This window comes from Pseudomonas berkeleyensis, assembly GCF_014109765.1.
GTDB lineage: Bacteria > Pseudomonadota > Gammaproteobacteria > Pseudomonadales > Pseudomonadaceae > Aquipseudomonas > Aquipseudomonas berkeleyensis.
Genome location: NZ_CP059139.1, coordinates 4,480,758 through 4,503,577, shown reverse-complemented (window position 1 = coordinate 4,503,577; position 22,820 = coordinate 4,480,758). Strand labels below are relative to the sequence as shown.

19 protein-coding genes are annotated in these 22,820 nt (G+C 63.4%); 3 read left to right on the top strand and 16 right to left on the bottom strand.

Features of this window, described 5'->3' with window-relative positions; translation table 11 throughout:
* Positions 1–10 precede the first annotated feature (10 nt).
* The 5 genes from HS968_RS20860 to HS968_RS20840 all read right to left on the bottom strand — a co-directional run bounded on the left by HS968_RS20860 (position 11) and on the right by HS968_RS20840 (position 6,617).
* Entirely contained in the window at positions 11–958 is a 948-nt protein-coding gene (locus HS968_RS20860; RefSeq protein ID WP_182368511.1) for an adenosine deaminase, read from the bottom strand.
* Between the two features lie 191 nt (positions 959–1,149).
* The gene (locus tag HS968_RS20855; protein ID WP_182368510.1) at positions 1,150–2,331 is read right to left on the bottom strand and encodes an acetyl-CoA C-acetyltransferase; all 1,182 of its coding nucleotides are present in this window, start codon (positions 2,329–2,331) and stop codon (positions 1,150–1,152) included.
* Positions 2,332–2,583: 252 nt separating this feature from the next.
* Positions 2,584–3,447, bottom strand: coding sequence for an oxygenase MpaB family protein (locus HS968_RS20850; RefSeq protein ID WP_119694601.1), 864 nt, complete (start codon positions 3,445–3,447; stop codon positions 2,584–2,586).
* 70 nt (positions 3,448–3,517) lie between these two features.
* Complete coding sequence (gene acs, locus HS968_RS20845) at positions 3,518–5,455, bottom strand: acetate--CoA ligase (protein ID WP_182368509.1); 1,938 nt, start codon at positions 5,453–5,455, stop codon at positions 3,518–3,520.
* 64 nt (positions 5,456–5,519) lie between these two features.
* Complete coding sequence (locus HS968_RS20840; RefSeq protein ID WP_182368507.1) at positions 5,520–6,617, bottom strand: DJ-1/PfpI family protein; 1,098 nt, start codon at positions 6,615–6,617, stop codon at positions 5,520–5,522.
* A gap of 105 nt (positions 6,618–6,722) precedes the next feature.
* Between HS968_RS20840 and HS968_RS20835 the strand changes: the two genes are divergently transcribed.
* Positions 6,723–7,691: a GlxA family transcriptional regulator gene (locus HS968_RS20835; RefSeq protein ID WP_182368506.1), complete on the top strand. Its 969-nt coding sequence runs from the start codon at positions 6,723–6,725 to the stop codon at positions 7,689–7,691.
* Between the two features lie 33 nt (positions 7,692–7,724).
* On the opposite strand, the gene pgi is transcribed toward HS968_RS20835, so the two are convergent.
* From pgi to dksA, 10 genes are all read right to left on the bottom strand, one after another.
* Positions 7,725–9,389 (bottom strand): glucose-6-phosphate isomerase, encoded by a 1,665-nt coding sequence (pgi, locus tag HS968_RS20830; protein WP_182368505.1) that lies wholly within the window; start codon positions 9,387–9,389, stop codon positions 7,725–7,727.
* Positions 9,390–9,468: 79 nt separating this feature from the next.
* Positions 9,469–10,326, bottom strand: a complete 858-nt coding sequence (gene panC, locus HS968_RS20825) for a pantoate--beta-alanine ligase (RefSeq protein ID WP_119694606.1) — start codon at positions 10,324–10,326, stop codon at positions 9,469–9,471.
* Positions 10,323–11,123, bottom strand: coding sequence for a 3-methyl-2-oxobutanoate hydroxymethyltransferase (gene panB, locus HS968_RS20820; RefSeq protein WP_182368504.1), 801 nt, complete (start codon positions 11,121–11,123; stop codon positions 10,323–10,325). The genes panC and panB overlap by 4 nt, the downstream gene beginning before the upstream one ends.
* A gap of 282 nt (positions 11,124–11,405) precedes the next feature.
* The gene (gene folK, locus HS968_RS20815) at positions 11,406–11,894 is read right to left on the bottom strand and encodes a 2-amino-4-hydroxy-6-hydroxymethyldihydropteridine diphosphokinase (protein ID WP_119694608.1); all 489 of its coding nucleotides are present in this window, start codon (positions 11,892–11,894) and stop codon (positions 11,406–11,408) included.
* Positions 11,891–13,288 (bottom strand): polynucleotide adenylyltransferase PcnB, encoded by a 1,398-nt coding sequence (locus HS968_RS20810; protein WP_182368502.1) that lies wholly within the window; start codon positions 13,286–13,288, stop codon positions 11,891–11,893. Before HS968_RS20810 ends, folK begins: the two co-directional genes overlap by 4 nt.
* Positions 13,289–14,058: 770 nt before the next feature.
* Positions 14,059–15,492, bottom strand: coding sequence for a sigma-54-dependent transcriptional regulator (locus HS968_RS20805; protein WP_182368501.1), 1,434 nt, complete (start codon positions 15,490–15,492; stop codon positions 14,059–14,061).
* Positions 15,493–15,545: 53 nt separating this feature from the next.
* Positions 15,546–18,500 carry a sensor histidine kinase gene (locus HS968_RS20800; RefSeq protein WP_119694611.1) on the bottom strand — a complete coding sequence of 985 codons (2,955 nt, stop codon included), beginning with the start codon at positions 18,498–18,500 and terminating at the stop codon, positions 15,546–15,548.
* Complete coding sequence (locus tag HS968_RS20795; RefSeq protein ID WP_106742752.1) at positions 18,484–18,660, bottom strand: hypothetical protein; 177 nt, start codon at positions 18,658–18,660, stop codon at positions 18,484–18,486. Before HS968_RS20795 ends, HS968_RS20800 begins: the two co-directional genes overlap by 17 nt.
* A gap of 142 nt (positions 18,661–18,802) precedes the next feature.
* Positions 18,803–19,687 carry a tRNA glutamyl-Q(34) synthetase GluQRS gene (gluQRS, locus tag HS968_RS20790; protein ID WP_119694612.1) on the bottom strand — a complete coding sequence of 295 codons (885 nt, stop codon included), beginning with the start codon at positions 19,685–19,687 and terminating at the stop codon, positions 18,803–18,805.
* Positions 19,688–19,737: 50 nt separating this feature from the next.
* Positions 19,738–20,184 carry an RNA polymerase-binding protein DksA gene (gene dksA, locus HS968_RS20785; protein WP_013716970.1) on the bottom strand — a complete coding sequence of 149 codons (447 nt, stop codon included), beginning with the start codon at positions 20,182–20,184 and terminating at the stop codon, positions 19,738–19,740.
* Positions 20,185–20,442: 258 nt separating this feature from the next.
* On the opposite strand from dksA, the gene HS968_RS20780 reads away from it, so the two are divergent.
* Positions 20,443–21,624 carry a pyridoxal phosphate-dependent aminotransferase gene (locus tag HS968_RS20780; protein WP_182368500.1) on the top strand — a complete coding sequence of 394 codons (1,182 nt, stop codon included), beginning with the start codon at positions 20,443–20,445 and terminating at the stop codon, positions 21,622–21,624.
* The gene (gene sfsA / locus HS968_RS20775; RefSeq protein ID WP_182368499.1) at positions 21,614–22,321 is read left to right on the top strand and encodes a DNA/RNA nuclease SfsA; all 708 of its coding nucleotides are present in this window, start codon (positions 21,614–21,616) and stop codon (positions 22,319–22,321) included. The genes HS968_RS20780 and sfsA overlap by 11 nt, the downstream gene beginning before the upstream one ends.
* Before the next feature lie 54 nt (positions 22,322–22,375).
* Here the strand turns inward: sfsA and HS968_RS20770 are convergent, their stop codons facing one another.
* Positions 22,376–22,693: a Rieske (2Fe-2S) protein gene (locus HS968_RS20770; protein ID WP_119694615.1), complete on the bottom strand. Its 318-nt coding sequence runs from the start codon at positions 22,691–22,693 to the stop codon at positions 22,376–22,378.
* Between the last annotated feature and the right edge of the window lie 127 nt (positions 22,694–22,820).

Here is a 22,820-nt window from a genome sequence, read left to right as displayed (position 1 = left end):
ACGCTCTTGCTCAGGCTAGGCGCGCGTCCAGGCTGTTCTGTGCCAGGCGCTTGGCCTGTACCTCGGTCATGCCCAGGTGCTCGTGCAGGGTTGCGAAGTTCTCGCCGACGTAGCCGCCGAAGTAGGCCGGATCATCCGAGTTCACCGTCACCTTCACGCCGCGCTCGAGCATCTCGAGGATGTTGTGCTGGCCCATGTGCTCGAACACGCACAGCTTGATGTTGGACAGCGGGCAAACGGTCAGCGGAATCTGCTCGTCGATGATGCGCTGCATCAGGCGTTCATCTTCGATGGCGCGTACGCCGTGGTCGATGCGCTTGATCTTGAGCAGATCCAGCGCCTCCCAGATGTATTCGGGCGGGCCTTCCTCGCCGGCGTGGGCGACCGCATGCAGGCCTTCGCTGCGCGCCTTGGCAAACACGCGTTCGAACAGCCGTGGCGGAAAACCTTTCTCCGAACTGTCGAGACCAACGCCGATGAAGGCATCGCGGAACGGCATGGCCTGCTCCAGGGTCTTGAACGCTTCTTCCTCTGGCAGGTGACGCAGGAAACTGAGGATCAGGCCATGGCTGATGCCCAGCTGCTTCTCGCCATCGACTAGCGCCTGCTGGATGCCGCGCAGCACCACTTCGAAGGGAATGCCCCGGTCGGTATGGGTCTGCGGGTCGAAGAAGGGTTCGACATGGATGACGTTCTGCGCCTTGCAACGCTGCAGGTAGGCCCAGGTCAGGTCGTAGAAATCCTGCTCGGTGCGCAGCACGTTGGCGCCGGCGTAATACAGGTCGAGAAATTCCTGCAGGTTGTTGAAGGCGTAGGCAGAGCGCAGGGTTTCGACATCGGCCCAGGGCAGGGCGATCTGGTTGCGTTCGGCCAGGGCAAACAACAATTCGGGCTCCAGCGAGCCCTCCAGGTGCAGGTGCAGTTCAGCCTTGGGCAAGGCGTTGAGCCATTCGGGCATGGTGATCTCTCGTTATCAGACTTTGGTTGAGGCAAAGTCTAACCGTTGAGACAGGAATCTGCTGTTTCGTCAGCCTGAAACGTCCGCGCAGAAACGCTTTTTTCACCATCGAATATCTTCGTGGCGTCACATCCACCGTAGGGCGGGTGCCTGTGGTGGCTGGTTGCACCCGCCCTACGTTTTCTTGCGCCTTACTCGCGCTCGATGGCCAGCGCCACGCCTTGACCACCACCAATGCACAGGGTGGCCAGGCCCTTCTTGGCATCGCGGCGGATCATCTCGTGCAGCAGGCTGACCAGCACGCGGCAGCCCGAGGCGCCGATGGGGTGGCCGAGGGCGATGGCGCCGCCATTGACGTTGACCTTGTCGGCGTCCCAGCCCAGTTCCTGGCCGACCGACAGCGCCTGGGCGGCGAAGGCTTCGTTGGCTTCGATCAGGTCGAGATCAGCCAGGCTCCAGCCGGCTTTGTCCAGGCAGCGACGGGTGGCCGACACCGGGCCGATGCCCATGATCGCCGGGTCGACGCCGGCATTGGCGTAACCAGCGATCTTCGCCAGCACCGGGAGGCCCAGCGCCTGCGCCTTGGCTGCGCTCATCAGCAGCACGGCAGCGGCGCCGTCGTTGAGGCTGGAAGCGTTGCCGGCGGTGACGCTGCCGTCTTTCTTGAAGGCTGGTTTGAGCTTGGCCAGAGATTCGGCCGTGGTGCCGGCACGCGGCTGCTCGTCACGGGCAAACGCAATCGGGTCGCCCTTGCGCTGTGGGATCAGCACCGGGGTGATCTCGGCATCGAAACGCCCGGCCTCGATGGCGGCCACGGCCTTCTGCTGCGAGGCGGCGGCGAAGGCGTCCTGGGCTTCACGGCTGATGCCGTACTTCTCCACCAGGTTCTCGGCGGTGATGCCCATGTGATAGTCGTTGAAGGCGTCCCACAAGCCGTCGACGATCATGCTGTCGAGCATCTGTGCGTGGCCCATGCGCAGGCCGGTGCGGGCTTTTGGCAGCACGTAGGGCGACAGGCTCATGTTTTCCATACCGCCGGCGATGATCACCTCGGCATCGCCGCAGCGAATGGCCTGGGCAGCCAGATGCAGCGCCTTGAGGCCCGAGCCGCAGACCTTGTTCAGGGTCATGGCGGGTACTACGTGGGGCAGGCCGGCGCGGATCACGGCCTGGCGTGCGGGGTTCTGACCACTGCCTGCGGTGAGTACCTGGCCGAGGATCACTTCATCGACCTGGGCGCCGTCGAGGCCGGTCTGCTCCAGCAGGCGCTTGATCACGATGGCGCCGAGTTCCGGTGCGGGAATCTCGGCCAGGCTGCCCTGGAAGCTGCCGATGGCGGTGCGGGTGGCGGCAACGATGACGACGTCTTGCATGTGCATGTCCTCGACTCGGTTCAGAGAGTGACCGGAAAGGCCCCGATGGTCGCATAGCCTGCAGTGACCGGCCAGCCACGTGCTCGGCGAACATTGTGGAGGGCGTTGCCTCTTGCCTGAGGTTGTTGTGGCTGGCCATACCTTATTGGCGGGCTACACCCGCCCTACGGCTCAAGCCATGTAACGATCAGGCCGATGACTCAGACCGTGAGGCTATCTCGCGTAGGGCGGGTGCAACCCGCCACATACTGCCTAAGCCAGTCGACGGCGAGCCCGTTGCGCGGCGCTGTTGCGGATTGCCCAACGCAGTAGGCTGGCGGTGCGCTGCACGCTGCTGCGAATCAGTGGGCGGCGCCAGGCGGCCTGGTGCTCGCCGAGCAGATCGCTGGCCCAGTCCGGCAGTAGGTCGACACCCGCCTGCATCACCAGGCTGCCAAAGGGTTTGGCCAGAATGCTCGGCATGGGCGCGGCGTAGAGTAGCCGCACCACCTCACGGGTTCGCTCGTCACAAAGCAACTGCGAGCGCATGCGCTCAAGATATGCCTCGATTGCCTGGCGCGATTTGGGCACGTCCTGCGCGCCCAGGCGTTCGGCGATCAACGCGACTTCGCGGTAGTAGCGATCCTGCTCGCTGACCGGCAGGTGCGGGTCGACGTAACGCAGGTAGCCGGCGAGAAACTGGCTGACCTCGGAAACGTGCACCCAGGTCAGCAATTCAGGATCGCTGGCGGCATAAGGTCGGCCATCCGGGGCATGGCCGACCACCTGCAGGTGAATGGTGCGCACCTTCTCGATCAACTGCTCGGCGTCATGTGCGCCGCCATAGGTGGTGCCGGCGATGAACAGGCTGGTGCGGCGCAGGCGGCCAAGCATGTCCTGGCGGAAGGTGGAGTGATCCCACACGCCAGCCAGTGCCAACGGATGGAGCATCTGTAGGAGCAGGGCAGAAACGCCGCCGACCATCATCGAGGTGAAGTCGGCGTGCACTTCCCACACCATCGAGTCAGGGCCGAACAGGCCGGCGTCGCCACGGGGCTGGTCGAGGTCGAGCACACCCAGTGAGGCACCGGTGAGGCTGTGAACCTGCTTTTCAATCTGCTTGCGTAAGGATTCCATGGCGCGCAGTTTCGGCGCTTGGCTGGCGCAAGACAAGATGAACCCGGCCCTTTCGGGCCGGGCGCGAGGGTCAACGGTTGAGGCGCTGGTCGATCAGGCTGTCGACCACGCTGGGATCAGCCAGGGTGGAGGTGTCGCCCATGTTCTCCAGCTCGTTGCAGGCGATCTTGCGCAGGATGCGCCGCATGATCTTGCCCGAGCGGGTTTTCGGCAGGCCAGGTGCCCACTGCACCAGCTCCGGCTTGGCGAAGCTGCCGATTTCCTTGCCGACCAGGGTCAGCAATTCCTTCTTCAGCTCGTCCGAGGGTTCCTGGCCTTTCATCAGGGTGACGTAGGCATAGATGCCCTGGCCCTTGAGATCGTGTGGATAACCGACCACCGCGGCCTCAGCGACAGCGTCGTGCAGCACCAGCGCGCTCTCCACCTCGGCGGTGCCGATGCGGTGGCCGGAGACGTTGATCACGTCGTCGACGCGGCCGGTGATCCACCAGTAGCCGTCCTCGTCGCGGCGTGCGCCGTCACCGGTGAAGTAGTAACCGGGGTAGGGCTTGAAGTAGGTTTCGATCATGCGCTGGTGATCGCCGTAGACACTGCGGATCTGGCTTGGCCAGCTGGCCTTGACCGCCAGTACGCCAGCGCCGGGGCCTTCGATCTCCTTGCCCTGTTCATCCAGCAGCACTGGCTGCACGCCGAAGAACGGGCGGGTGGCCGAGCCAGGCTTGAGGTCGGTGGCGCCGGGCAGCGGGGTGATCAGGATGGAGCCGGTTTCGGTCTGCCACCAGGTATCGACGATCGGGCAACGGCATTCGCCGACCACGTTGAAGTACCACTCCCAGGCTTCCGGGTTGATCGGCTCGCCCACCGAACCGAGCAGGCGCAGGCTGCTGCGTGAGGTGGCCTTGACCGGGCCTTCGCCTTCGCGCATCAGCGCGCGCAGGGCGGTCGGCGCGGTGTAGAAGATGTTCACCTGGTGCTTGTCGATCACCTGCCAGAAGCGCGAGGCGTCCGGGTAGTTGGGCACGCCTTCGAACATCAGGGTGATGGCGCCATTGGCCAGCGGGCCGTAGACGATGTAGCTATGCCCGGTCACCCAGCCGACATCGGCGGTGCACCAGTAGACGTCACCCTCGTGGTAGTCGAACACGTACTTGTGGGTCATCGCGGCGCCGAGCAGGTAGCCGCCGGTGGTGTGCAGCACGCCCTTGGGTTTGCCGGTGGAGCCAGAGGTGTAGAGGATGAACAGGGGATCTTCGGCATCCATCGGCTCGGCCGGGCAGTCCGCGCTGACTTCCTTGAGCGCCTGGTGATACCAGAGGTCGCGACCTTCGACCCAGGCGACATCGCCTTGCGTGCGCTCGACCACCACCACGGTGGAGACGTTCGGGCAGCTCTGCAGCGCCTTGTCGACGTTGTTCTTCAGCGGGATGTACTTGCCGCCGCGCACGCCTTCGTCAGCGGTGATCACGGTGCGGCAATCGGCATCGAGGATGCGGTCGCGCAGGGCGTCCGGGGAGAAGCCGCCGAACACCACCGAGTGCACGGCGCCGATGCGTGTGCAGGCGAGCATGGCGTAGGCCGCTTCGGGAATCATCGGCATGTAGATGCACACACGGTCGCCTTTCTTCACGCCACGGCTTTTCAGCACGTTGGCCAGGCGGCTGACGTTGTGGTGCAGCTTGTTGTAGGTGATGTGCGCGGATTCGGCGGGATTGTCGCCTTCCCAGATGATCGCGATCTGTTCGCCGCGTTTTTCCAGGTGACGGTCGATGCAGTTGTAGGTGACGTTGAGCTGACCGCCCTTGAACCATTCGGCACGACCCTGTTTCAGGTCGCTGCTGTGCACCTGATCCCAGGGCTTGAACCAGTCCAGAAAGGTCTTGGCTTGCTCGCCCCAGAAGGTTTCGGGCTGCTCGATGGACTGCTGGTAGAGGCGCTGGTACGCGTCGTTATCCAGGTGCGCGCGCTGGCGCACCGCGTCTGGCACGGGGTGGCGAGTGATCTCGAACATGGCGGGGTCCTTGTAATTGTTTGTCCGCAACGGCCACAAGGGTGCACCCAAGCAGGTGCTTGGTTCAAGGCTTATGCGTGTCGAGATGCTGCCGATCCTGCTCGTCGTGGCGATATTCCAGTTGCGCTGCGACCAGGCTCCGGGTCGAGGCACCGTAGCGTGTAGCGATTTCGGCGAGTGCCTCGTCGAGGGCCTGCCCGACGGGCATCATGCCTCCCGGGAGTTTTGGTAACCCGAAGGCGTCTGCCCGTTGCGCTATGAACTCCAGCCCGCTGGCGCTGAATACGGGTTGATTCGCCACGCCCTGTACCTCCGTGCGAAAGGTACGCGCCCAGGCATCTACACGCAGGGCCAGGCTGACTTCGTCCATGCCGGGGAGCAAGGTGACGGCGAAGGTTTCGTGCCTCCAGCGCGCCAGGTAGTTGCCTGCCGCGGTCAGGTAGCCTTGGCTGCCAAGGGAAAACGCCTCGCTGTCATGGTGGGTTGACCAGTCGCTGACACCGAGTTGCTGGGCCAGTGCGCTTGCCTTGGCCGTGCCGGCTATGGCTTCGACCAGCGCCAGTGATGCTGGCAGCGCTGCACTGACACCCGAGGTGGTCATCAACTGGCCGTCTACCACGTAGCGCCGATTTTCCTGCCACTGGGTGTCGGGAAAGTCGCTCAGGCGCTGCTCGCGTGAGTACCAGTGACCTGTCGCACGGCGGTCATGCAGCAGGCCGGCATGAGCCAGTGGCAGCACGCCGTCGCAGATGCCGATGACAGTGGCGCCCAGTGCTGCCTGCTGTCTGATGAAGTCCAGCCAGCGCGCGTCCTGGCTGTCGTGCACGGCGGGCACGATCAGGTAGTCGGCGCCCTGGGGGAAATCGCGCTGAAACCCGGCGATGCTGGCATCGGCCCGCACACTGAGCGCTGGCATCAGTTGCACCACGCCCGGGTCGGTCGCCACCGCCAGCACCCTGGCCACGGCGCTGCGGCGCAGAACGCCCAGCGGCACCACGAAATCCGTCAGCTCCGTCATCTGGTTCTGCGCGAGCACGACCACCACAGGCTGTTCGCGCTCGAAACGAGGCTGGTAGGTGGACAGTCGTTCGTCAGCGGCGTGTACGCAAGCGGCGAAATACAGCAGGCCCAGCAACCCGGTCATTGGCCATTTTCTGCGCATGCTGTCGTTCCTTTGCGTGAGAGAGGCGAGCAGTTTGTCGTGTGCGGGCGTGGCACATATGTCATAAAGGAGTGAAAAACTGCCATTGATGACGGTAAGGAAGCGATGACGCACAGAGTCCTGCTGTTGGTGTTTCCCGCGTTTCAGTTGCTCGATGCCACCGGGCCGGCCGACGTGTTCGCCGCAGTGGATGAGCATTTGTCGGCCGCTGGTCGACCGGCCTATCGGTTAGAGGCGATATCGCCTGAGGGCGGTCTGGTCGCGTCCAGCAGCGGGCTGTCGATCGCGACCCAGCCGTTGCCCGAGCCGCAGGAACTGGCTGGCTGTACGTTGCTGGTGGCTGGCGGATATGGCGTCCAACGTGCCATGCATCAGGGGCAGGTCGCGAGCTGGTTGGCGCAGGCCGGGCCGCTGGCGGCGCGCTGTGCGTCGGTGTGTACAGGTGCCTTTCTGCTGGCTCAGGCGGGCTTGATGACGGGCCGCAAGGTGGTCACCCACTGGCGTTATGCCGAGCTGCTACAGCGGCTTTATCCCGGTCTGGAGGTGTTGCATGACAGCCTGTTCGTGCATGACGGTGCGTTCTACAGTTCCGCCGGGGTAACGGCTGGCATGGATCTTTGCCTGAGCCTGGTGGAGGACGACCATGGTCGTGATGTTTCGCTGCAAGTTGCCAAGGGCCTGGTGATGTACCTGCGGCGGCCTGGGGGGCAGCGGCAGTTCAGCGCGGAGTTGCTGGCCCAGCAGGCGCCCACCGACGGGGTGATGCAGCCTCTGTTGAATGAGTTACGGACGTCGCTGGCACGCGTCTGGGACGTCGAGAGCATGGCCGCCAGCCTCGCGATGTCGACACGTACGCTGCATCGGCATTGCCAGGCCGAACTCGGGGTGACACCGGCTCGGTTGCTGCTGCACCTGCGGCTGGAAAGCGCCTGTCAATTGCTGGAGGCGGGTGAGGCGTCGCTCAAGCGCGTGGCGCAGCGCAGTGGCTTCGTCAATGCGTACAACCTCAGGCAGGCCTTTGCGCGAGCGCTGGGTGTGACGCCTGGAGAGTATCGCCAGCGTTTCTGTCGTTGAGGTGCGTCATTGGACGCACCTCACTCAGATCCATCAGCCGCGATGGTGTGCGCGGAAGTGCTCGATCAGCCCCTGCGTCGAGGCATCAGCAGCGCTGCTGTCGAGCTGGCCGGTCAGGCGCTGGTAAACTTCCTTGCCCATTTCCTTGCCCAGCTCCACACCCCACTGGTCGAAGGCGTTGATACCCCAGATGGCGCTCTGCACGAACACCTTGTGCTCGTACAGCGCCACTAGCGCGCCGAGGGTGAAGGGGGCGATACGGTTCATCACCAGGATGTTGCTCGGGCGGTTGCCAGGGATGACCTTGTGCGGCGCCAGGCGCTGCACTTCGGCTTCCGGCAGGCCTTTGGCACGCAACTCGGCTTCGGCTTCCTCGCGGCTCTTGCCCTGCATCAGCGCCTGGGCTTGCGACAGGCAGTTGGCGAACAGCCATTGGTGATGATCGGAGAGCGGGTTGTAGCTGTTGACCGGAACGATGAAGTCCGCCGGTACCAGCAGACGGCCCTGGTGCAGCAACTGGTGGTAGGCGTGCTGGCCGTTGCAGCCGACGCCGCCCCAGATCACTGGGCCGGTGGCGATGTCCAGCGAGCTGCCGTCCTGGCGCACGCTCTTGCCGTTGGACTCCATGTCCAGCTGTTGCAGGTGTTTTGTGAAGTTACGCAGGTAATGGTCGTAAGGCAGGATCGCGTGGCTCTGCGAATCCCAGAAATTGGTGTACCAGATGCCCAGCAGAGCCATCAGTACCGGCATGTTCTGGGCCAGGGGAGCCTGGGTGAAGTGCTGATCCATGGCGTAGGCGCCGGCCAGCAGTTCCTTGAAGTTGGATACCCCGATGGCCAGGGCGATGGGCAGGCCGATGGCAGACCACAACGAGTAACGGCCGCCGACCCAGTCCCACATCGGGAAGATGTTCTCTTCGCGGATACCGAATTCGATGGCTGCCTTGCGGTTACTGGTCACGGCGATGAAGTGGCGATGCAGCTCTTCTTCCGGGCCGCCCATGGCCAGGTACCAGTCGCGTGCGGCCAGGGTGTTCTTCAGGGTTTCCAGGGTGCCGAAGGACTTGCTGGAGACGATGAACAGAGTGGTTTCCGGATCCAGTCGCGCAGTCAGCTCACGGAATTCGCTGCCGTCGATATTGGCCAGGTAGTGACAGCGCACGCCGCGTTGAGTGAACGGACGCAGCGCTTCGGACACCAGTTGCGGGCCGAGGAAGGAGCCACCGATGCCGATGTTGACCACTTCCTTGATCGGCTTTTCGCTGTAGCCACGCCAGAGGCCGCTGTGCACGCGGCTGACCAGCTCGGTCAGTTGATGCAGCACGCGGTGCACTTCGGGAATGATGTCGGTGCCATCGACCACCAGGCGGCGGCCGATCGGGCTGCGCAGGGCCGTGTGCAGGGCGGCGCGCTGCTCCGAGGCGTTGACCTGCTCACCCTGATACAACGCACGAATGGACTGCGGCAGACCGGCTTGCTCGGCCAGCTGGATCAGCAACGCCAGGCTGTCTTCGTTGATCAGGTTCTTCGAGTAGTCCAGCAGCAGGCCGCAGCTGTTCAGGGAGAAGCTTTGGAAGCGGGTGGCGTCCTCGGCGAAAGCCTCGCGCATGCTGAATCCGGCCATCGCTTGGCGATGTTGGCGCAGGGCCTGCCAGGCGGGCAGGGTGGTGACGTCGTGAGGCTGCTGGTAGTAGGCCATCGGAGCTCCTGATCCGCGAAAGCAAAAGGCCCGGGGGTGACCCGGGCCTGAGAGTGTAACCGTCCGTGTTTGGACGCTGCTACTGGCCAGGCAGTTCAACGACCAGATTGTCGATCAGGCGGGTTTTCCCCAGCTGTGCTGCGGTCAGCACCACCAGGTGGCGATCGTCGATGGCGGCCGGACGCAGGCTGATGGCATTGCGGATTTCCAGGTAGTCGGGGACGAAGCCGGCTTCGCGTTGCTGCGCCTGGGCGTTCTCGATCAGCCTAGTGTAATCGCGCGCGCCGCGTTTCAGTTCGTCAGCGATACCCTGCAAGCCGCGGTAGAGCACGGGCGCGGTGGCGCGCTGCTCGGCGCTGAGGTAACCGTTGCGCGAAGACAGCGCCAGGCCGTCCTCGGCGCGCTGGGTGGGCGCGCCGATGATCTGGATCGGCATGTTCAGGTCGCGCACCAGTGTGCGAATCACCGCCAGTTGCTGGTAGTCCTTCTCGCCGAACACGGCCAGATCCGGCTGCACCATATGAAACAGCTTGGTGACGACGGTGGCCACGCCCTCGAAATGGCCAGGGCGGCTGGCGCCGCACAGCCCTTCGGACACGCCCTGTACGGTGACGCGCGTCTGGCTGTCCATGCCATGCGGATACATTTCCGTGACGTCCGGATGGAACAGCAGGTGGCAACCTGCGGCGAAGAGTTTCTCCTGGTCGGCAACCAGGGTGCGCGGATAGTTGTCGAGATCTTCACCGGCGCCGAACTGCAGCGGGTTGACGAAGATGCTGGCAACCACGAAATCGGCACGCTGTGAGGCGATCTCCACCAGGGAAACGTGGCCGGCGTGCAGGTTACCCATGGTCGGTACGAAACCGACCTGCTTGCCCTCGGCGCGTGCCTGGGCCACCGCGGCGCGCAGCTCGCGCAGGGTCTTGACCGTATTCATGCCGAGAAACCGTGTTCGGCTGCGGGGAAGCTGCCATCTTTGACCGCTTTCACGTAAGCACTCAGGGCGCCCTGGATGCTGTCCTGGCCTTCCATGAAGTTGCGTACGAACTTGGCGACACGGCCCGAGAGCGACAGGCCGAGCATGTCGTGCAGTACCAGCACCTGGCCGTCGGTGCTTGGGCCGGCGCCAATACCGATAACCGGAATCTTCACCGCCTGGGTGATCTCGGCCGCCAATTCGCTGGGTACGCATTCGAGCAGCAGCATGGCCGCACCGGCTTGCTCCAGTGCCATGGCATCGGCGCGCATCTGGCGTGCCTGCGCCTCCTGGCGGCCCTGCACCTTGTAGCCGCCAAGGATGTTCACCGCTTGTGGCGTGAGCCCGAGGTGGGCACAGACTGGCACACCGCGCTCGGCCAGCAGGCGGATCGGTTCGGCCAGCCAGCCGGCGCCTTCCAGCTTGACCATGTGCGCGCCGGCCTGCATCAGCTTGGCGCTGTTGAGCAGGGTCTGTTCGGTAGTGGCATAGGCCATGAACGGCAGATCGCTGATGATCAGCGCGCCCTGGTTACCGCGTTTGACGCTGGCGGTGTGGTAGGCCATCTCATCGACGCTGACCGGCAAGGTACTGTCGTGGCCCTGTAGCACCATGCCCAGGGAGTCGCCGACCAGTAGCACCTCGGCACCGGCCTGGCAGCAGGCTTGGGCGAAGGTGGCGTCATAAGCGGTCAGCATGGCGATCTTTTCACCGTTCTGCTTCAGGCTTTGCAGGGTGGTCAGGGTAACGTCAGGCATTTCAAGGATCCTCGCTCAGGCTCGGTGTACGGCTTCTATCTGGCTGCAATCCGGCCTGGATTGGCATAAAGGTGCGCCCGGCGCTGGGCGACGGGACGCCTATAGTCCTGATGGGGGGGCTTGAAGTCAATTGCGGGTGTTACCGCTCTGTTACTGGCGTTACCGCCAATGTGGGCGGCCAGGCTTCAGGCTAGAGCGGCTGCGCGATGGCGACAGACGTTAGACCGGGTGCTGTGCGCTGCCCGGAAGCCGAAGTGGAGTGGGCCACGCAACAGCGCAGTGTCACTCGGGCAGGCGTTCCAGCCCGGTGAACGGGCAGGCAGCCAGTAGTTCGCGCAGGTGGCGTCCATCTGGCAACTCCAGCTCGGGGTCGAGTTCGGCCAGTGGGTAGAGCACGAAGGGGCGGGCGTGCATATGGTAGTGCGGTACGGTCAGGCGCTCATCTGAAATCACCCGATTGCCGAACAGGAGAATGTCCAGATCCAGGGTGCGTGGCCCCCAGCGTTCGGCCTTGCGTACGCGGCCCTGCTCCTGCTCGATGCGTTGCAGGGCATCGAGCAACTGCCAGGGCTCCAGTTCGGTATCCAGCGCTGCCACGGCGTTGACGTAACGCGGTTGATCCGCTGGGCCTAGCGGGTCACTGGCGTATAACGAGGAACGGCCTGCCAACTGGCTATGCGGCAGACGGGCAAGAGCGCCTAGGGCTTCCTGCAACTGCTGACGGGGCGTTTCCAGGTTACTGCCCAGTCCGATATAAACCCGTTCCATCATTCTGCGGCGGCGCTGCCGTCGTCACTGCGTTTGCGCCGGTTGTTGTTGCGCCGGCGTTTGCGTGGGGCGTTGCCCGCGGCCTCGGGTTTACCGGCCAAGTCGCGGATCATCTGCCGGCGCTGGCTGTCGTTGGCATCCTGGTACTCGGTCCACCACTCGCCCAGGCCACCGGTATCTTCGCCGGCCAGTTCGCGCAGCAGAAGGAAGTCGTAACCGGCGCGGAAGCGTGGGTTCTCCAGCAGCAGGTCGGCGCGTTTGCCACTGCGTCTTGGCAGGCGCTCCTGCATATCCCAGATTTCGCGGATAGGAATGGTGAAACGCTTGGGCACGGCGATGCGCTGGCACTGCTCGGTAATCAGCTCGTGAGCGGCTTCCTGCATGGCGGGGATCGGTGGCATGCCCTTGCCCTGCAAGTACAGCACACGGGCTGGAAGGGCTGGCCAGAGCATGGCTGCGAAGAGGAAGGCGGGGGTGACCGACTTGCCCTCATGGACGCGATCATCGGTGTTGATCAGCGCCTGACGGATCAGCTTCTCGGTGTACTCGGGGTTGCGCTTGAGCGCTTCTCCGCTGGCCGGGAACAGTTGAGCGAACAGGTCGTGTTCGAGCAGCAGATCGAAGGTGTACTCGGCGTAACCGGCGAGAAACAGCTTGAGCACTTCGTCGAACAGACGCGCCGAGGGGATATCGCGCAGCATCGGTGCCAGGCGGCGTATCGGTTCGGCGCTGTGCTTCTCGATATCGAAATCGAGCTTGGCGGCGAAACGTACTGCCCGGAGCATGCGCACCGGATCTTCCAGGTAACGCTGCTCGGGGTCACCGATCAGCCGCACCAGATGGTTGCGCACGTCGTGCATGCCGCGGGCGTAATCGAGGATGTGTTCCTGGGTCGGGTCGTAGTACAGCGCATTGATGGTGAAGTCACGGCGCTGGGCGTCGTCTTCCAGAGTGCCGTAGACGTTATCGCGCAGGATACGACCGCTCTCGTTGCGCGCGGCCTGGTTGCTGTTTTCCTCTTCCTCACCCTGCGGATGATTGGCGCGGAAGGTGGCGACTTCGATGATCTCGCGACCGAAGTGCACGTGAACCAGCTTGAAGCGGCGACCGATCACCCGTGCGTTACGGAACTCGGCGCGCACTTGCTCGGGCGTGGCACTGGTGGCGACATCGAAATCCTTCGGATCGATATCCAGCAGCAGGTCGCGCACGCAGCCGCCGACCAGATAGGCCTGATAACCGGCTTTCTGCAGGCGTTCGACCACGCTGATGGCGTGGCGACTGATCTCGTTGCGATTGAGCGGATGTTGTCGACTGCCCAGCACTTCAGGGGTGCTGCGTGGACGAGCGGCGCGGCGCAGAGGTGAGCGGAAAGACTTGAACAGCTTTTTCAGCATGGGATGCACTGTTTGGAGTAGTGGTCGGCCAGCCCCGCATACTGTTGAAAAACTGCCGGCACGGGCGTCGCAGCGCTAAGAGCGGCTTGCCTTGGCAACGACTTTTTCAACGGCATGCGAAACGATGACCGCATGATTGCTGCGGATTCTAGCATCGTGTAGGGAGAAGGTGTGTAGAGAGGCGGCAGGCGGGGATCCGGGAACCGGAAGCTACTGGGGGAGCCGAAGCTCCCCCCCAAGTTGGTGCGTGCTTTGTTTTTATTGTTATTGAGGGCCTGTTGTTTTTGTTGTTTGGCCCTTCCCGGCTTGCCGTGGCTTACCGGGTGCTCCCTAGAGAGGGGAGCCAATAGCAAACGGATTTCTTTGGACGCTGATGCTGCCATGTTCCAACCAGTTCCGGCGCTGCCTTGGGGCAGTTTTATTGTTCTCAGCCTGGTCGTAAGGGGCGAACCCCTGAGGCAACTCCTCTCCAAAAGAATCAGTTAGCTGCGCCTCCGTCCTTATTGTTTTTGTTGTTCTGGAGTCGTTTCGTCTTGTTCTTATTGTGTAGGGCATTGCTTGTTATTGTTGTTGTGCCAGAGATAAAGCAGTTGCCGTGCCAGTTTTTACGATTCCTTGTAAATCAAGGGTTTGCGCGTTTTGTTGGGTGATGTGAGTCGGGGGGAGGGCCGGGTTTTCGTTACCGATAGACCCGACCTTTGTTACGGAATATTGAATCGGTAACAACCTGTGGAACCTGTGCGCAGGTCGGTTGTCACCGGGGCGAAAGGTCAAGAACCGCTGGTCACACCGGACTTGCGGCGCGGGATGCCCAGGCGCTGACGGCGTTCCCACAGGCATTTGCGACTGATGCCGAGCTTGCGGGCCAGCTCGGTCTCGGTCATGTGATCCTGATGCTCGAGCACGAAGTGCTGGAAGTAGTCCTCCAGGGATAGATCCTCGGTCGGCTCATGACTGCTGTTACCCGGCTGATTGGGGAGGCCGGGCAGGCCGAAGATTTCGTCGTCCAGATCGTCCAGCTCGATATCGATACCCAGCAGGTCGGCGGAAATCTCCGTGCCCTCGCACAGGATCACCGCACGCTCGATGGCGTTCTCCAACTCACGAACGTTACCGGGCCAGGAGTAGTGACGGATGGCCTGTTCCGCATCGTGGGCGAAGTGCAGCGGCTCGCGGCCCATGCGGGTGTATTGGCGCACCAGAAACGCCTGGGCGATTTCGCTCACGTCGGCGCCGCGCTCACGTAGTGCCGGGAGTTTGAGGGCGATCACGTGCAGGCGGTAATAGAGGTCTTCACGGAATTGGCCGGTCTTGGCCAGGGTCTTGAGGTCGCGGTGGGTCGCGGCGATCAAGCGCACATCGACCTTTTGCGACTGTACCGAGCCGACCCGGCGGATCTCGCCTTCCTGCAGTACGCGCAGCAGGCGCGCCTGGGCTTCCAGTGGCAGCTCGCCGATCTCGTCGAGAAACAACGTGCCGCCGTCGGCCGCTTCCACCAGGCCGGCGCGACCAGCGCTGGCGCCGGTGAATGCGCCTTTCTCGTGGCCGAACAGTTCGGACTCGATCAGGGTTTCCGGAATCGCCGCGCAGTTCACCGAAATCAGTGGCGCCTTGGCGCGGCGCGAGAGGTTGTGTAGGGCTCGCGCGACCAGTTCCTTGCCGGTGCCGGACTCGCCTTGTACCAGTACATTGGAGTCGGTGGGGGCAACCTTGCGAATCTTGCTGTAGAGCTCCTGCATGGCGGCGCAGGAGCCGATGATGCCGATTTCGCCATTGGCGTTATCGGCGGCCTTTTCGCTGCTAGCACTGCGCGTGGCGCTGGGGCTTGCGCTGGCCGGGGCGCTCTTGGCTTCCTGACGGTCGCGCAGGATACGGGCGACGGCCTGCAGCATCTCATCGTGATCGAAGGGTTTGGCGATGTAGTCGACCGCGCCCATCTTCATCGAGTCCACTGCCGAGCGCAGGCTGGCGTAGCTGGTCATGATCAGCACCGGCGTGCCTTCGGCCAGCTTGATCAGTTCGGTACCGGGCGCGCCGGGCAGGCGCAGGTCACTGACGATCAGGTCGAAGGTCGGAATGCTGTAGCGCTCCTGGGCTTCCTGTACCGAGCCAGCCTCGCTGACCTGGTACTGGTTACGTTCGAGCAGGCGGCGCAAGGCAGAGCGGATAATGGTTTCGTCTTCGACGATAAGAATATGTGGCATCAATTCGGTCTCTCGACGGTCACGGAGGTGCCATGGGCAGCCTCTCTCGCTGTTTACATCGCTACGGACGTCGCCTCGACATGCCTCGGTAGGGTGACCCGAATTCGAGTGCCCAATTGGCGCTCGGGGTCAGCCGGGCTGTCGATTGTTATCTGTCCATAATGCTCTTCCACGATCGAATAGACCAGCGCAAGGCCCAGACCGGTACCTTCGCCTGGATCCTTGGTGGTGAAGAAGGGTTCGAACAGGCGGTCGATGATCGCCTTAGGAATGCCACTGCCTTCGTCTTCCACGATCAGATCGACGGTATGCTCGCTGGCCTCGCTGCGGACACGGATGGCGCCGCCGGGCGGTGAGGCGTCGCGCGCATTGGACAGCAGGTTGATCAGTACCTGCGCCAGGCGTTGTGGGTCGCCACAGGCCCAGTGCTGCGGATCGCAGAGGTTGTAGAAGTGGATGTCGAAGTTGCGCTTGTTCAGTGACAGCAGGCCGATGGCGTCCTGCGCCACGTCGGCCAGGCATACCGGTTCATCGCTGCGCTGGTGGCTGCCTGAGTGGGCGAAGCTCATCAGGGACTGGACGATGCGCGACACGCGCTTGGTCTGCTCGAGAATCTGTCCGCTGATTTCGGTCAGTTCACCGTCGTGCTCGCGCTCTTCGCGCATGTTCTGTGCCAGACAGGCGATGCCGGTGATCGGGTTGCCGATCTCGTGCGCCACGCCGGCGGCCAGGCGGCCGATGGAGGCCAGGCGTTCGGAGTGCACCAGCTTGTCTTCGAGCATCTGCGTATCGGTCTGATCCTCGACCAGCAGCACCAGGCCGCTGTTACCCGGCGCCAGGGGTTCGTTGATGGCGGCCTTGTGCAGGTTCAGCCAGCGGGTCTGTCCATCCAGCGCCAGGTGCTGTTTATGCAGGTGCTCGTCAGGCAGTTCGATGAAGTTCTGCAGTAGGCTCTGCCAGGGTTCGGCCAGGGCCGACAGACGTGAGCCGACGATGCGCTGCGCGGGAATCTCGGTGAGCTCCTCCATGGCGCGGTTCCACATCAGGATCTCCTGATCCTTGGCCAGCGAACACACGCCCATTGGCAGTTCCTGCAAGGTCTGGCGGTGGTAACGACGCAACGCATCGAGTTCGGCGGCCAGGCCGGTCAGGCGCGACTGGTAGTCCTCCAGGCGGCTCTCGATGAAGTGGATGTCCTCGGTGACGTAGCCTTCACTGCCGGATTTATAGGGCAGGAAGGTTTCCACGATGTCCTGCGCCACGCTCGGCCCCATCAGGCCGGAAAGGTTGGCTTCGATACGGTCGCGCAGGCGACGCAGGGCATAAGGGCGGCCTTCGTCGAACGGCAGGTGTAGATCCCGCAGGGCCTGTTCCACTTCGCGCTGCGCGGTCTTGGCACCGAGCGGTTTGGCCAGTTGCGCGGCGAAGTCCTGCGGCGAGATGGCCACCAGTTCGCGTCGTTGCGGGCGACGCACGTTGTCTACCGCGCAGGCCTCGGCGGCGCTCTTCTCTTCGGGGCTGGCCTCGGTGAACAGTGACACCAGGGTGAATACCAGCACGTTGGCGGCCAGCGAGGCGATGGCTGCCAGGTGCCAGCTGGCATCGTCGAGCACATAGATGACGTTGAACAGCGGCAGGTATAGACCTTCCAGGTTGCCCAGCAGCGGCAGCAGCATGGTCAGCGCCCAGACGCTGATCCCCGCCAGCAACCCGGCGAGGAAACCGCGGCGGTTGGCCGTCTGCCAATACAGCACCGACAGCACGCCGGGTAGGAACTGCAGCGTGGCGACGAAGGCGACGATGCCCAGGTTGGCCAGATCCTGCTGTGCGCCGAGCAGCAGATAGAAGCCGTAACCCGCCATGATGATGAAGGCGATCAGCGCGCGGCGTGTCCACTTCAGCCAGCGGTAGATGTTGCCCTCGGCCGGCGGCTGATACAGCGGCAGCACCAGGTGGTTGAGTGCCATCCCCGAGAGTGCCAGGGTCGAGACGATGATCAGGCCGCTGGAGGCCGAAAGCCCTCCGATATAGGCAAGCAGCGCCAGCGTTTCGCTGTTCACCGCGATGCCCAGGCCGAGCGTGAAGTATTCAGGGTTGGTGGTGGCGCCGAGCTTGAGGCCGGCCCAGAGGATCAGTGGTACGGCCAGGCTCATCAGCAGCAGGAACAGCGGCAGGCCCCAGCTGGCGCTGACCATGGCGCGTGGGTTGAGATTCTCGGTGAAGGTCATGTGGTACATGTGCGGCATGACGATGGCCGAGGCGAAGAACACCAGCAGCAGGGTGCGCCACGGGCCTTCCTGCAACGGTGTATGCAGCGTCGACAGCGCCGCCTGGTTCTGTACCAGCCACAGCTCCAGCTCGCGCGGGCCGCCGAATACACCGTACAGCGCATAGAGGCCGATGGCGCCGAGGGCGATCAGTTTGACCAACGATTCGAAGGCAATGGCGAATACTAGGCCTTCGTGTTTCTCGCGGGTGGCGATATGGCGTGCACCGAACAGGATGGTGAAGAGGATGATCAGGCCGCAGTAACTCAGCGCCACTTTCTCCTGTAGCGGCTCGCGGCTGAGGATGCCGATGGAGTCGGCTACCGCCTGGATCTGCAGGGCCAGCAGCGGTAGCACGCCGATCAGCATGAACAGCGTGGTCAGTGCGCCAGCCCAGGTGCTGCGGAAGCGGAAGGCGAACAGATCGGCAAGCGATGACAGCTGATAGGTGCGGGTGATGCGCAGGATCGGATAGAGCAGCACCGGCGCCAGCAGGAACGCGCCGGAAACCCCCAGGTAACTGGCGAGGAAGCCATAACCGTACTGGTAGGCCAGGCCCACCGTGCCATAGAAGGCCCAGGCGCTGGCGTAGACGCCCAGCGATAGGGTGTAGGTCAGCGGGTGGCGAATGATCCGCCGTGGGATCAAGCCATGTTCACTGAGCCAGGCAACGCCGAACAGAACCAGAAGGTAGCCGGCGCTGATCAGGATCAGCTCGCTCAGGCTAAAGCTCGTCAGCATCGCGTTGGCTCTGAAGAATGAAGGTCACGACGATGAGGATCAGCCACAGCAAGTAGGGCCGGTACCAGGCACCATTGTGATCGATCCACCAGTCCATGATGGCGGGGGAGAACAGGTAGATCCCCACTACCAGGATCAAAACCAGTCGGTAGATATACATGTGACATCTCGTCGATAGATGCCGCGATGGTAAAGGATGCCGCGCATCCCAAGCCACAAACTTGAGGCTTGCATGTAGGGTGCGCCGTGCGCACCGAGACCGGAATAGCGGGCTTGGCGCTCATCGATGCGCGTGGCGCACCCTACCTCAATTGCGCTTCGGCCAGGGTGCGGCTGCGTGGAATGCGTGTGGCATCCCAGTTGGCGATGCCCCAGGCCAACAACTCGGCGGGGGCGGCACCTTGCAGCTCGGCTGGCGGTTGCTGACCCAGCGCACGCAGGGCGCGCAGCAGCAGTGGCCCGGCCTGGTCGGAAGGGAGCGGTGGCGAACGGTAGCTTTTGCCCAGCTTGTGGCCGTCCGGCTGGATGATCAGCGGCACGTGCAGGTAACGCGGCTGCGGCAACCCGAGCAATTCCTGCAGGTAGAGCTGGCGCGGCGTGGAGTCGAGCAGGTCGGCGCCGCGTACCACATCGGTAACACCTTGCCAGGCATCATCGAGCACCACCGCGAGCTGGTAGGCGAACAGGCCGTCGCGACGGCGAATCACGAAATCGCCCACCTCGCGGCCCAGGTGCTGGCGGAACTCGCCCTGCACGCGGTCGACGAAGTGATAGTCCAGTTCCGGTACGCGCAGGCGGATGGCTGCGTCATGATCAGGGTGGCAGGCGTTACGGCAGAAACCGGGATAGATACCGGCGTAACCTTCGAGCTGCTTGCGCGAGCAGATGCAGGCATAGGCCAGTCCCTGGCTGAACAGCCGGGCTATCACGGCGGCATATTCTGCGTGTCGCTCGCTCTGGCGTACCATTTCCCCATCCCATTCGAAACCGTAGGCTTCCAGGGTCTTCAGGATCGCATCCTGAGCGCCGGGTACTTCCCGTGGTGGGTCGAGATCCTCCATGCGCAGCAGCCAGCGGCCGCCAACGGCGCGGGCATCGAGGTAGGAGGCGAGTGCAGCGACCAGCGAGCCGAAATGCAGGTAGCCGCTGGGCGTGGGGGCGAAGCGCCCTATATAGGCTGCGTTCATGGAGCTAAGGCCAGAAACAGAGCGGGGCGCCTAAGCGCCCCGTCGTCAGATCAGGAACCGATCTGCTTTTCCTTGATTTCCGCCAGCGTCTTGCAATCGATGCACAGCGTGGCGGTCGGGCGGGCTTCGAGGCGGCGAATGCCGATCTCCACGCCGCAGGAGTCGCACCAGCCGTAATCGTTGTCTTCGATCAGCTGCAGGGTCTCGTCGATTTTCTTGATCAGCTTGCGCTCGCGGTCACGGGCACGCAGTTCCAGGCTGAATTCTTCTTCCTGGCTGGCGCGGTCGGCCGGATCCGGGAAGTTGGCCGCTTCGTCCTGCATGTGGTGCACGGTACGGTCGACTTCCTGCATCAACTCCAGCTTCCACTTATTGAGGATGCTGGTGAAGTGAGCGCGCATCGGCTCGCTCATGTATTCCTCGCCCTTCTTCTCTGGATAAGGCTCGAAACCACGAATCAGCTGGCTGGTGCTTTTGGCTTTTTCTTTTGTGGGCATGGATGACGCCTCTCACTCTTTCAAATCCATCGCGCAGGGTATTCCATTGCCAGGCATTTGTCCTGGCCCTGCGGCTGCAAGCGGGCGAACTTACCAGATCGAATCGGGGCGCGCTACTCCCGGTTGTCTCCAGCTTGTCCGGGGTGTGAACGAAATCTGCATGGGACTGGGCGTCAAGCGCGGCGGCGCTTCCTGTCCTTGCCGCGGCCTGAAGCAGCCCTGCTAGAATCCGCGCCTCGCAACCGTGAAGATAGACCCATGGCTCAGCTCTACAGCGGGCGCAGTCGCGCCATCGAACCCTTTCATGTGATGGCCCTGTTGGCGCGTGCCAACGAGCTGCAGGCCGCCGGCCACGACGTCATCCACCTGGAGATCGGCGAGCCGGATTTCACCACCGCTGATCCGATCATTCGTGCCGGTCAGGCCGCATTGGCCGCGGGGCATACCCGTTACACCGCTGCGCGGGGGCTGCCGCAACTGAGGGAGGCCATCGCGGGGTTCTACGCCGAGCGGTACCGGCTGAATATCGATCCCCAGCGCATCCTTATTACGCCGGGTGGCTCGGGCGCGCTGTTGCTGGCCGCCAGCCTGCTGGTCGACCCAGGCAAGCACTGGCTGCTGGCCGACCCTGGCTATCCGTGCAACCGCCACTTCCTACGCCTGGTGGAAGGCGCCGCTCAATTGGTGCCGGTCGGCCCGGACGTGCGTTACCAACTGACGCCGCAACTGGTCGAGCGGCACTGGGATGGCGACAGCGTCGGTGCGCTGGTTGCCTCGCCAGCCAACCCGACCGGCACGCTGCTGCACAAGGACGAGCTGGGTGCCTTGGCCGACTGCATCAAACAACGCGGCGGTCATCTGGTGGTGGACGAGATCTACCACGGCCTGACCTACGGCTGTGATGCGGCCAGCGTGCTGGAGGTGGATGACGACGCCTTCGTCCTCAACAGTTTCTCCAAATATTTCGGCATGACCGGCTGGCGCCTCGGTTGGCTGGTCGCACCCGACAATGCCGTGCCTGAATTGGAAAAGCTGGCGCAGAACCTCTACATCAGTGCACCGAGCATGGCCCAGCATGCTGCGCTGGCTTGCTTCGAGCCGGCGACGCTGGCGATCCTCGAGGAGCGCCGTCACGAATTCCAGCGTCGTCGCGACTACCTGCTGCCAGCGCTGCGCGAGCTGGGCTTCGGCATCGCCGTGGAGCCCGAAGGGGCCTTCTATCTATATGCCGATATCAGTGCCTTCGGTGGCGATGCCTTCGCCTTCTGTCGCCACTTCATCGAGACCGAGCATGTGGCGTTCACTCCGGGCCTGGACTTCGGTCGCTACCAGGCGGGGCACCATGTGCGCTTTGCCTACACGCAGAATGTCGAGCGTCTGGAGCAGGCGGTCGAACGTATCGCGCGTGGCTTGAAGAGCTGGAACCCCGATGCGCTTTGATCCGCCGTTGGAAGAGGGGCGTCTGCTGCGCCGCTACAAGCGCTTTCTTGCCGATATCGAGACTGCCAGCGGCGAGCAGATGACCATTCACTGCGCCAACACGGGCTCGATGCTCAACTGCATGAGCGAGGGCTGCCGCGTCTGGTTCAGCCGCAGCAACGATCCCAAGCGCAAACTGCCGGGTAGCTGGGAGATCAGCGAGACCCCTCAGGGGCGCCTGGCTTGCATCAATACCGCGCGGGCCAATGCGCTGGTGGAGGAAGCGCTGCGTGCCGGGTTGATCAGTGAGCTGGTCGGCTTCACCGCGCTCAGGCGCGAGGTGGCTTACGGCGTGGAGAATAGCCGTGCGGACTTTCGCCTGGACTACCCGGATGGGCCAGTCTACGTCGAGGTCAAGAGTGTCACCCTGGGCTTCGACGGCAGTGACGTCGCGGCCTTTCCCGATGCCGTGACCCTGCGTGGCGCCAAGCATCTGCGTGAACTGGCTGCGCTGGCGCGTGACGGTGTGCGTACCGTGCAGCTGTATTGCGTCAACCTGTCCGGCATCCGCGCTGTACGTGCGGCCGAGGAAATCGACCCGACTTACGCTGCCGGTCTGCGCGAAGCCAAGTCTGCGGGTGTAGAGGTGCTGGCCTACGGCGCCGAGATCAGCCCTGAAGGGATCGCCCTGGTTCGCCGCCTGGAAGTCCTGGCGTAGGGGGCGCCGTGCGCACCGGCTTCTGCTTTGGGAGCGCGGTGCGCACAGCGCGACCTACGGTACGATCCAGATCCCATTCGCGTCCTCCAGGCACTCCAGCATCTGCAATGCCTGTCCCTCGCAGGGGCCTGCGACGCATTCGCCGCTATCGATGAGAAACAGTGCGCCATGCCTCGCGCAGCGGATCAGGCTGCCACTGTCGTCGAGAAAATCGTCTTTCACCCATTCCAGCGCGATGCCGCGATGCGGGCAGCGGTTGAGGTAGGCATGTACCTGGCCGTGCCTGCGTACGGCGAGCAGGTTCAATTGGTCGATCAGGAAGCCCCGGCTCTGGCCTTCGGTCAGTTCGTCTGGGGCGCACAGGCGGATCATCGCGGTCTCCGTTTCAGATGGCGCGATTATCCCGCAGGAAGGAGGAGGGCGCATCCATGCGCCAAGTGGAACTTGCAACTGTCAGGGCATAGATGCCGGGAAGCTGGGGCCAGACTCGCGGTAGACA

Bases quoted from the DNA above. Each gene is read 5' to 3' on its own strand.
- HS968_RS20840 (WP_182368507.1), bottom strand. From the start codon at position 6,617: ATGCGCAGAAAATGGCCAATGACCGGGTTGCTGGGCCTGCTGTATTTC.
- HS968_RS20780 (WP_182368500.1), top strand. From the start codon at position 20,443: ATGGCTCAGCTCTACAGCGGGCGCAGTCGCGCCATCGAACCCTTTCAT.
- HS968_RS20770 (WP_119694615.1), bottom strand. From the start codon at position 22,693: ATGATCCGCCTGTGCGCCCCAGACGAACTGACCGAAGGCCAGAGCCGG.
- acs (WP_182368509.1), bottom strand. From the start codon at position 5,455: ATGTTCGAGATCACTCGCCACCCCGTGCCAGACGCGGTGCGCCAGCGC.
- panC (WP_119694606.1), bottom strand. From the start codon at position 10,326: ATGAATACGGTCAAGACCCTGCGCGAGCTGCGCGCCGCGGTGGCCCAG.
- HS968_RS20855 (WP_182368510.1), bottom strand. From the start codon at position 2,331: ATGCAAGACGTCGTCATCGTTGCCGCCACCCGCACCGCCATCGGCAGC.
- HS968_RS20800 (WP_119694611.1), bottom strand. From the start codon at position 18,500: ATGCTGACGAGCTTTAGCCTGAGCGAGCTGATCCTGATCAGCGCCGGC.
- HS968_RS20805 (WP_182368501.1), bottom strand. From the start codon at position 15,492: ATGCCACATATTCTTATCGTCGAAGACGAAACCATTATCCGCTCTGCC.
- panB (WP_182368504.1), bottom strand. From the start codon at position 11,123: ATGCCTGACGTTACCCTGACCACCCTGCAAAGCCTGAAGCAGAACGGT.
- gluQRS (WP_119694612.1), bottom strand. From the start codon at position 19,687: ATGAACGCAGCCTATATAGGGCGCTTCGCCCCCACGCCCAGCGGCTAC.
- folK (WP_119694608.1), bottom strand. From the start codon at position 11,894: ATGATGGAACGGGTTTATATCGGACTGGGCAGTAACCTGGAAACGCCC.
- dksA (WP_013716970.1), bottom strand. From the start codon at position 20,184: ATGCCCACAAAAGAAAAAGCCAAAAGCACCAGCCAGCTGATTCGTGGT.
- pgi (WP_182368505.1), bottom strand. From the start codon at position 9,389: ATGGCCTACTACCAGCAGCCTCACGACGTCACCACCCTGCCCGCCTGG.
- HS968_RS20860 (WP_182368511.1), bottom strand. From the start codon at position 958: ATGCCCGAATGGCTCAACGCCTTGCCCAAGGCTGAACTGCACCTGCAC.
- HS968_RS20835 (WP_182368506.1), top strand. From the start codon at position 6,723: ATGACGCACAGAGTCCTGCTGTTGGTGTTTCCCGCGTTTCAGTTGCTC.
- HS968_RS20850 (WP_119694601.1), bottom strand. From the start codon at position 3,447: ATGGAATCCTTACGCAAGCAGATTGAAAAGCAGGTTCACAGCCTCACC.
- HS968_RS20810 (WP_182368502.1), bottom strand. From the start codon at position 13,288: ATGCTGAAAAAGCTGTTCAAGTCTTTCCGCTCACCTCTGCGCCGCGCC.
- sfsA (WP_182368499.1), top strand. From the start codon at position 21,614: ATGCGCTTTGATCCGCCGTTGGAAGAGGGGCGTCTGCTGCGCCGCTAC.
- HS968_RS20795 (WP_106742752.1), bottom strand. From the start codon at position 18,660: ATGTATATCTACCGACTGGTTTTGATCCTGGTAGTGGGGATCTACCTG.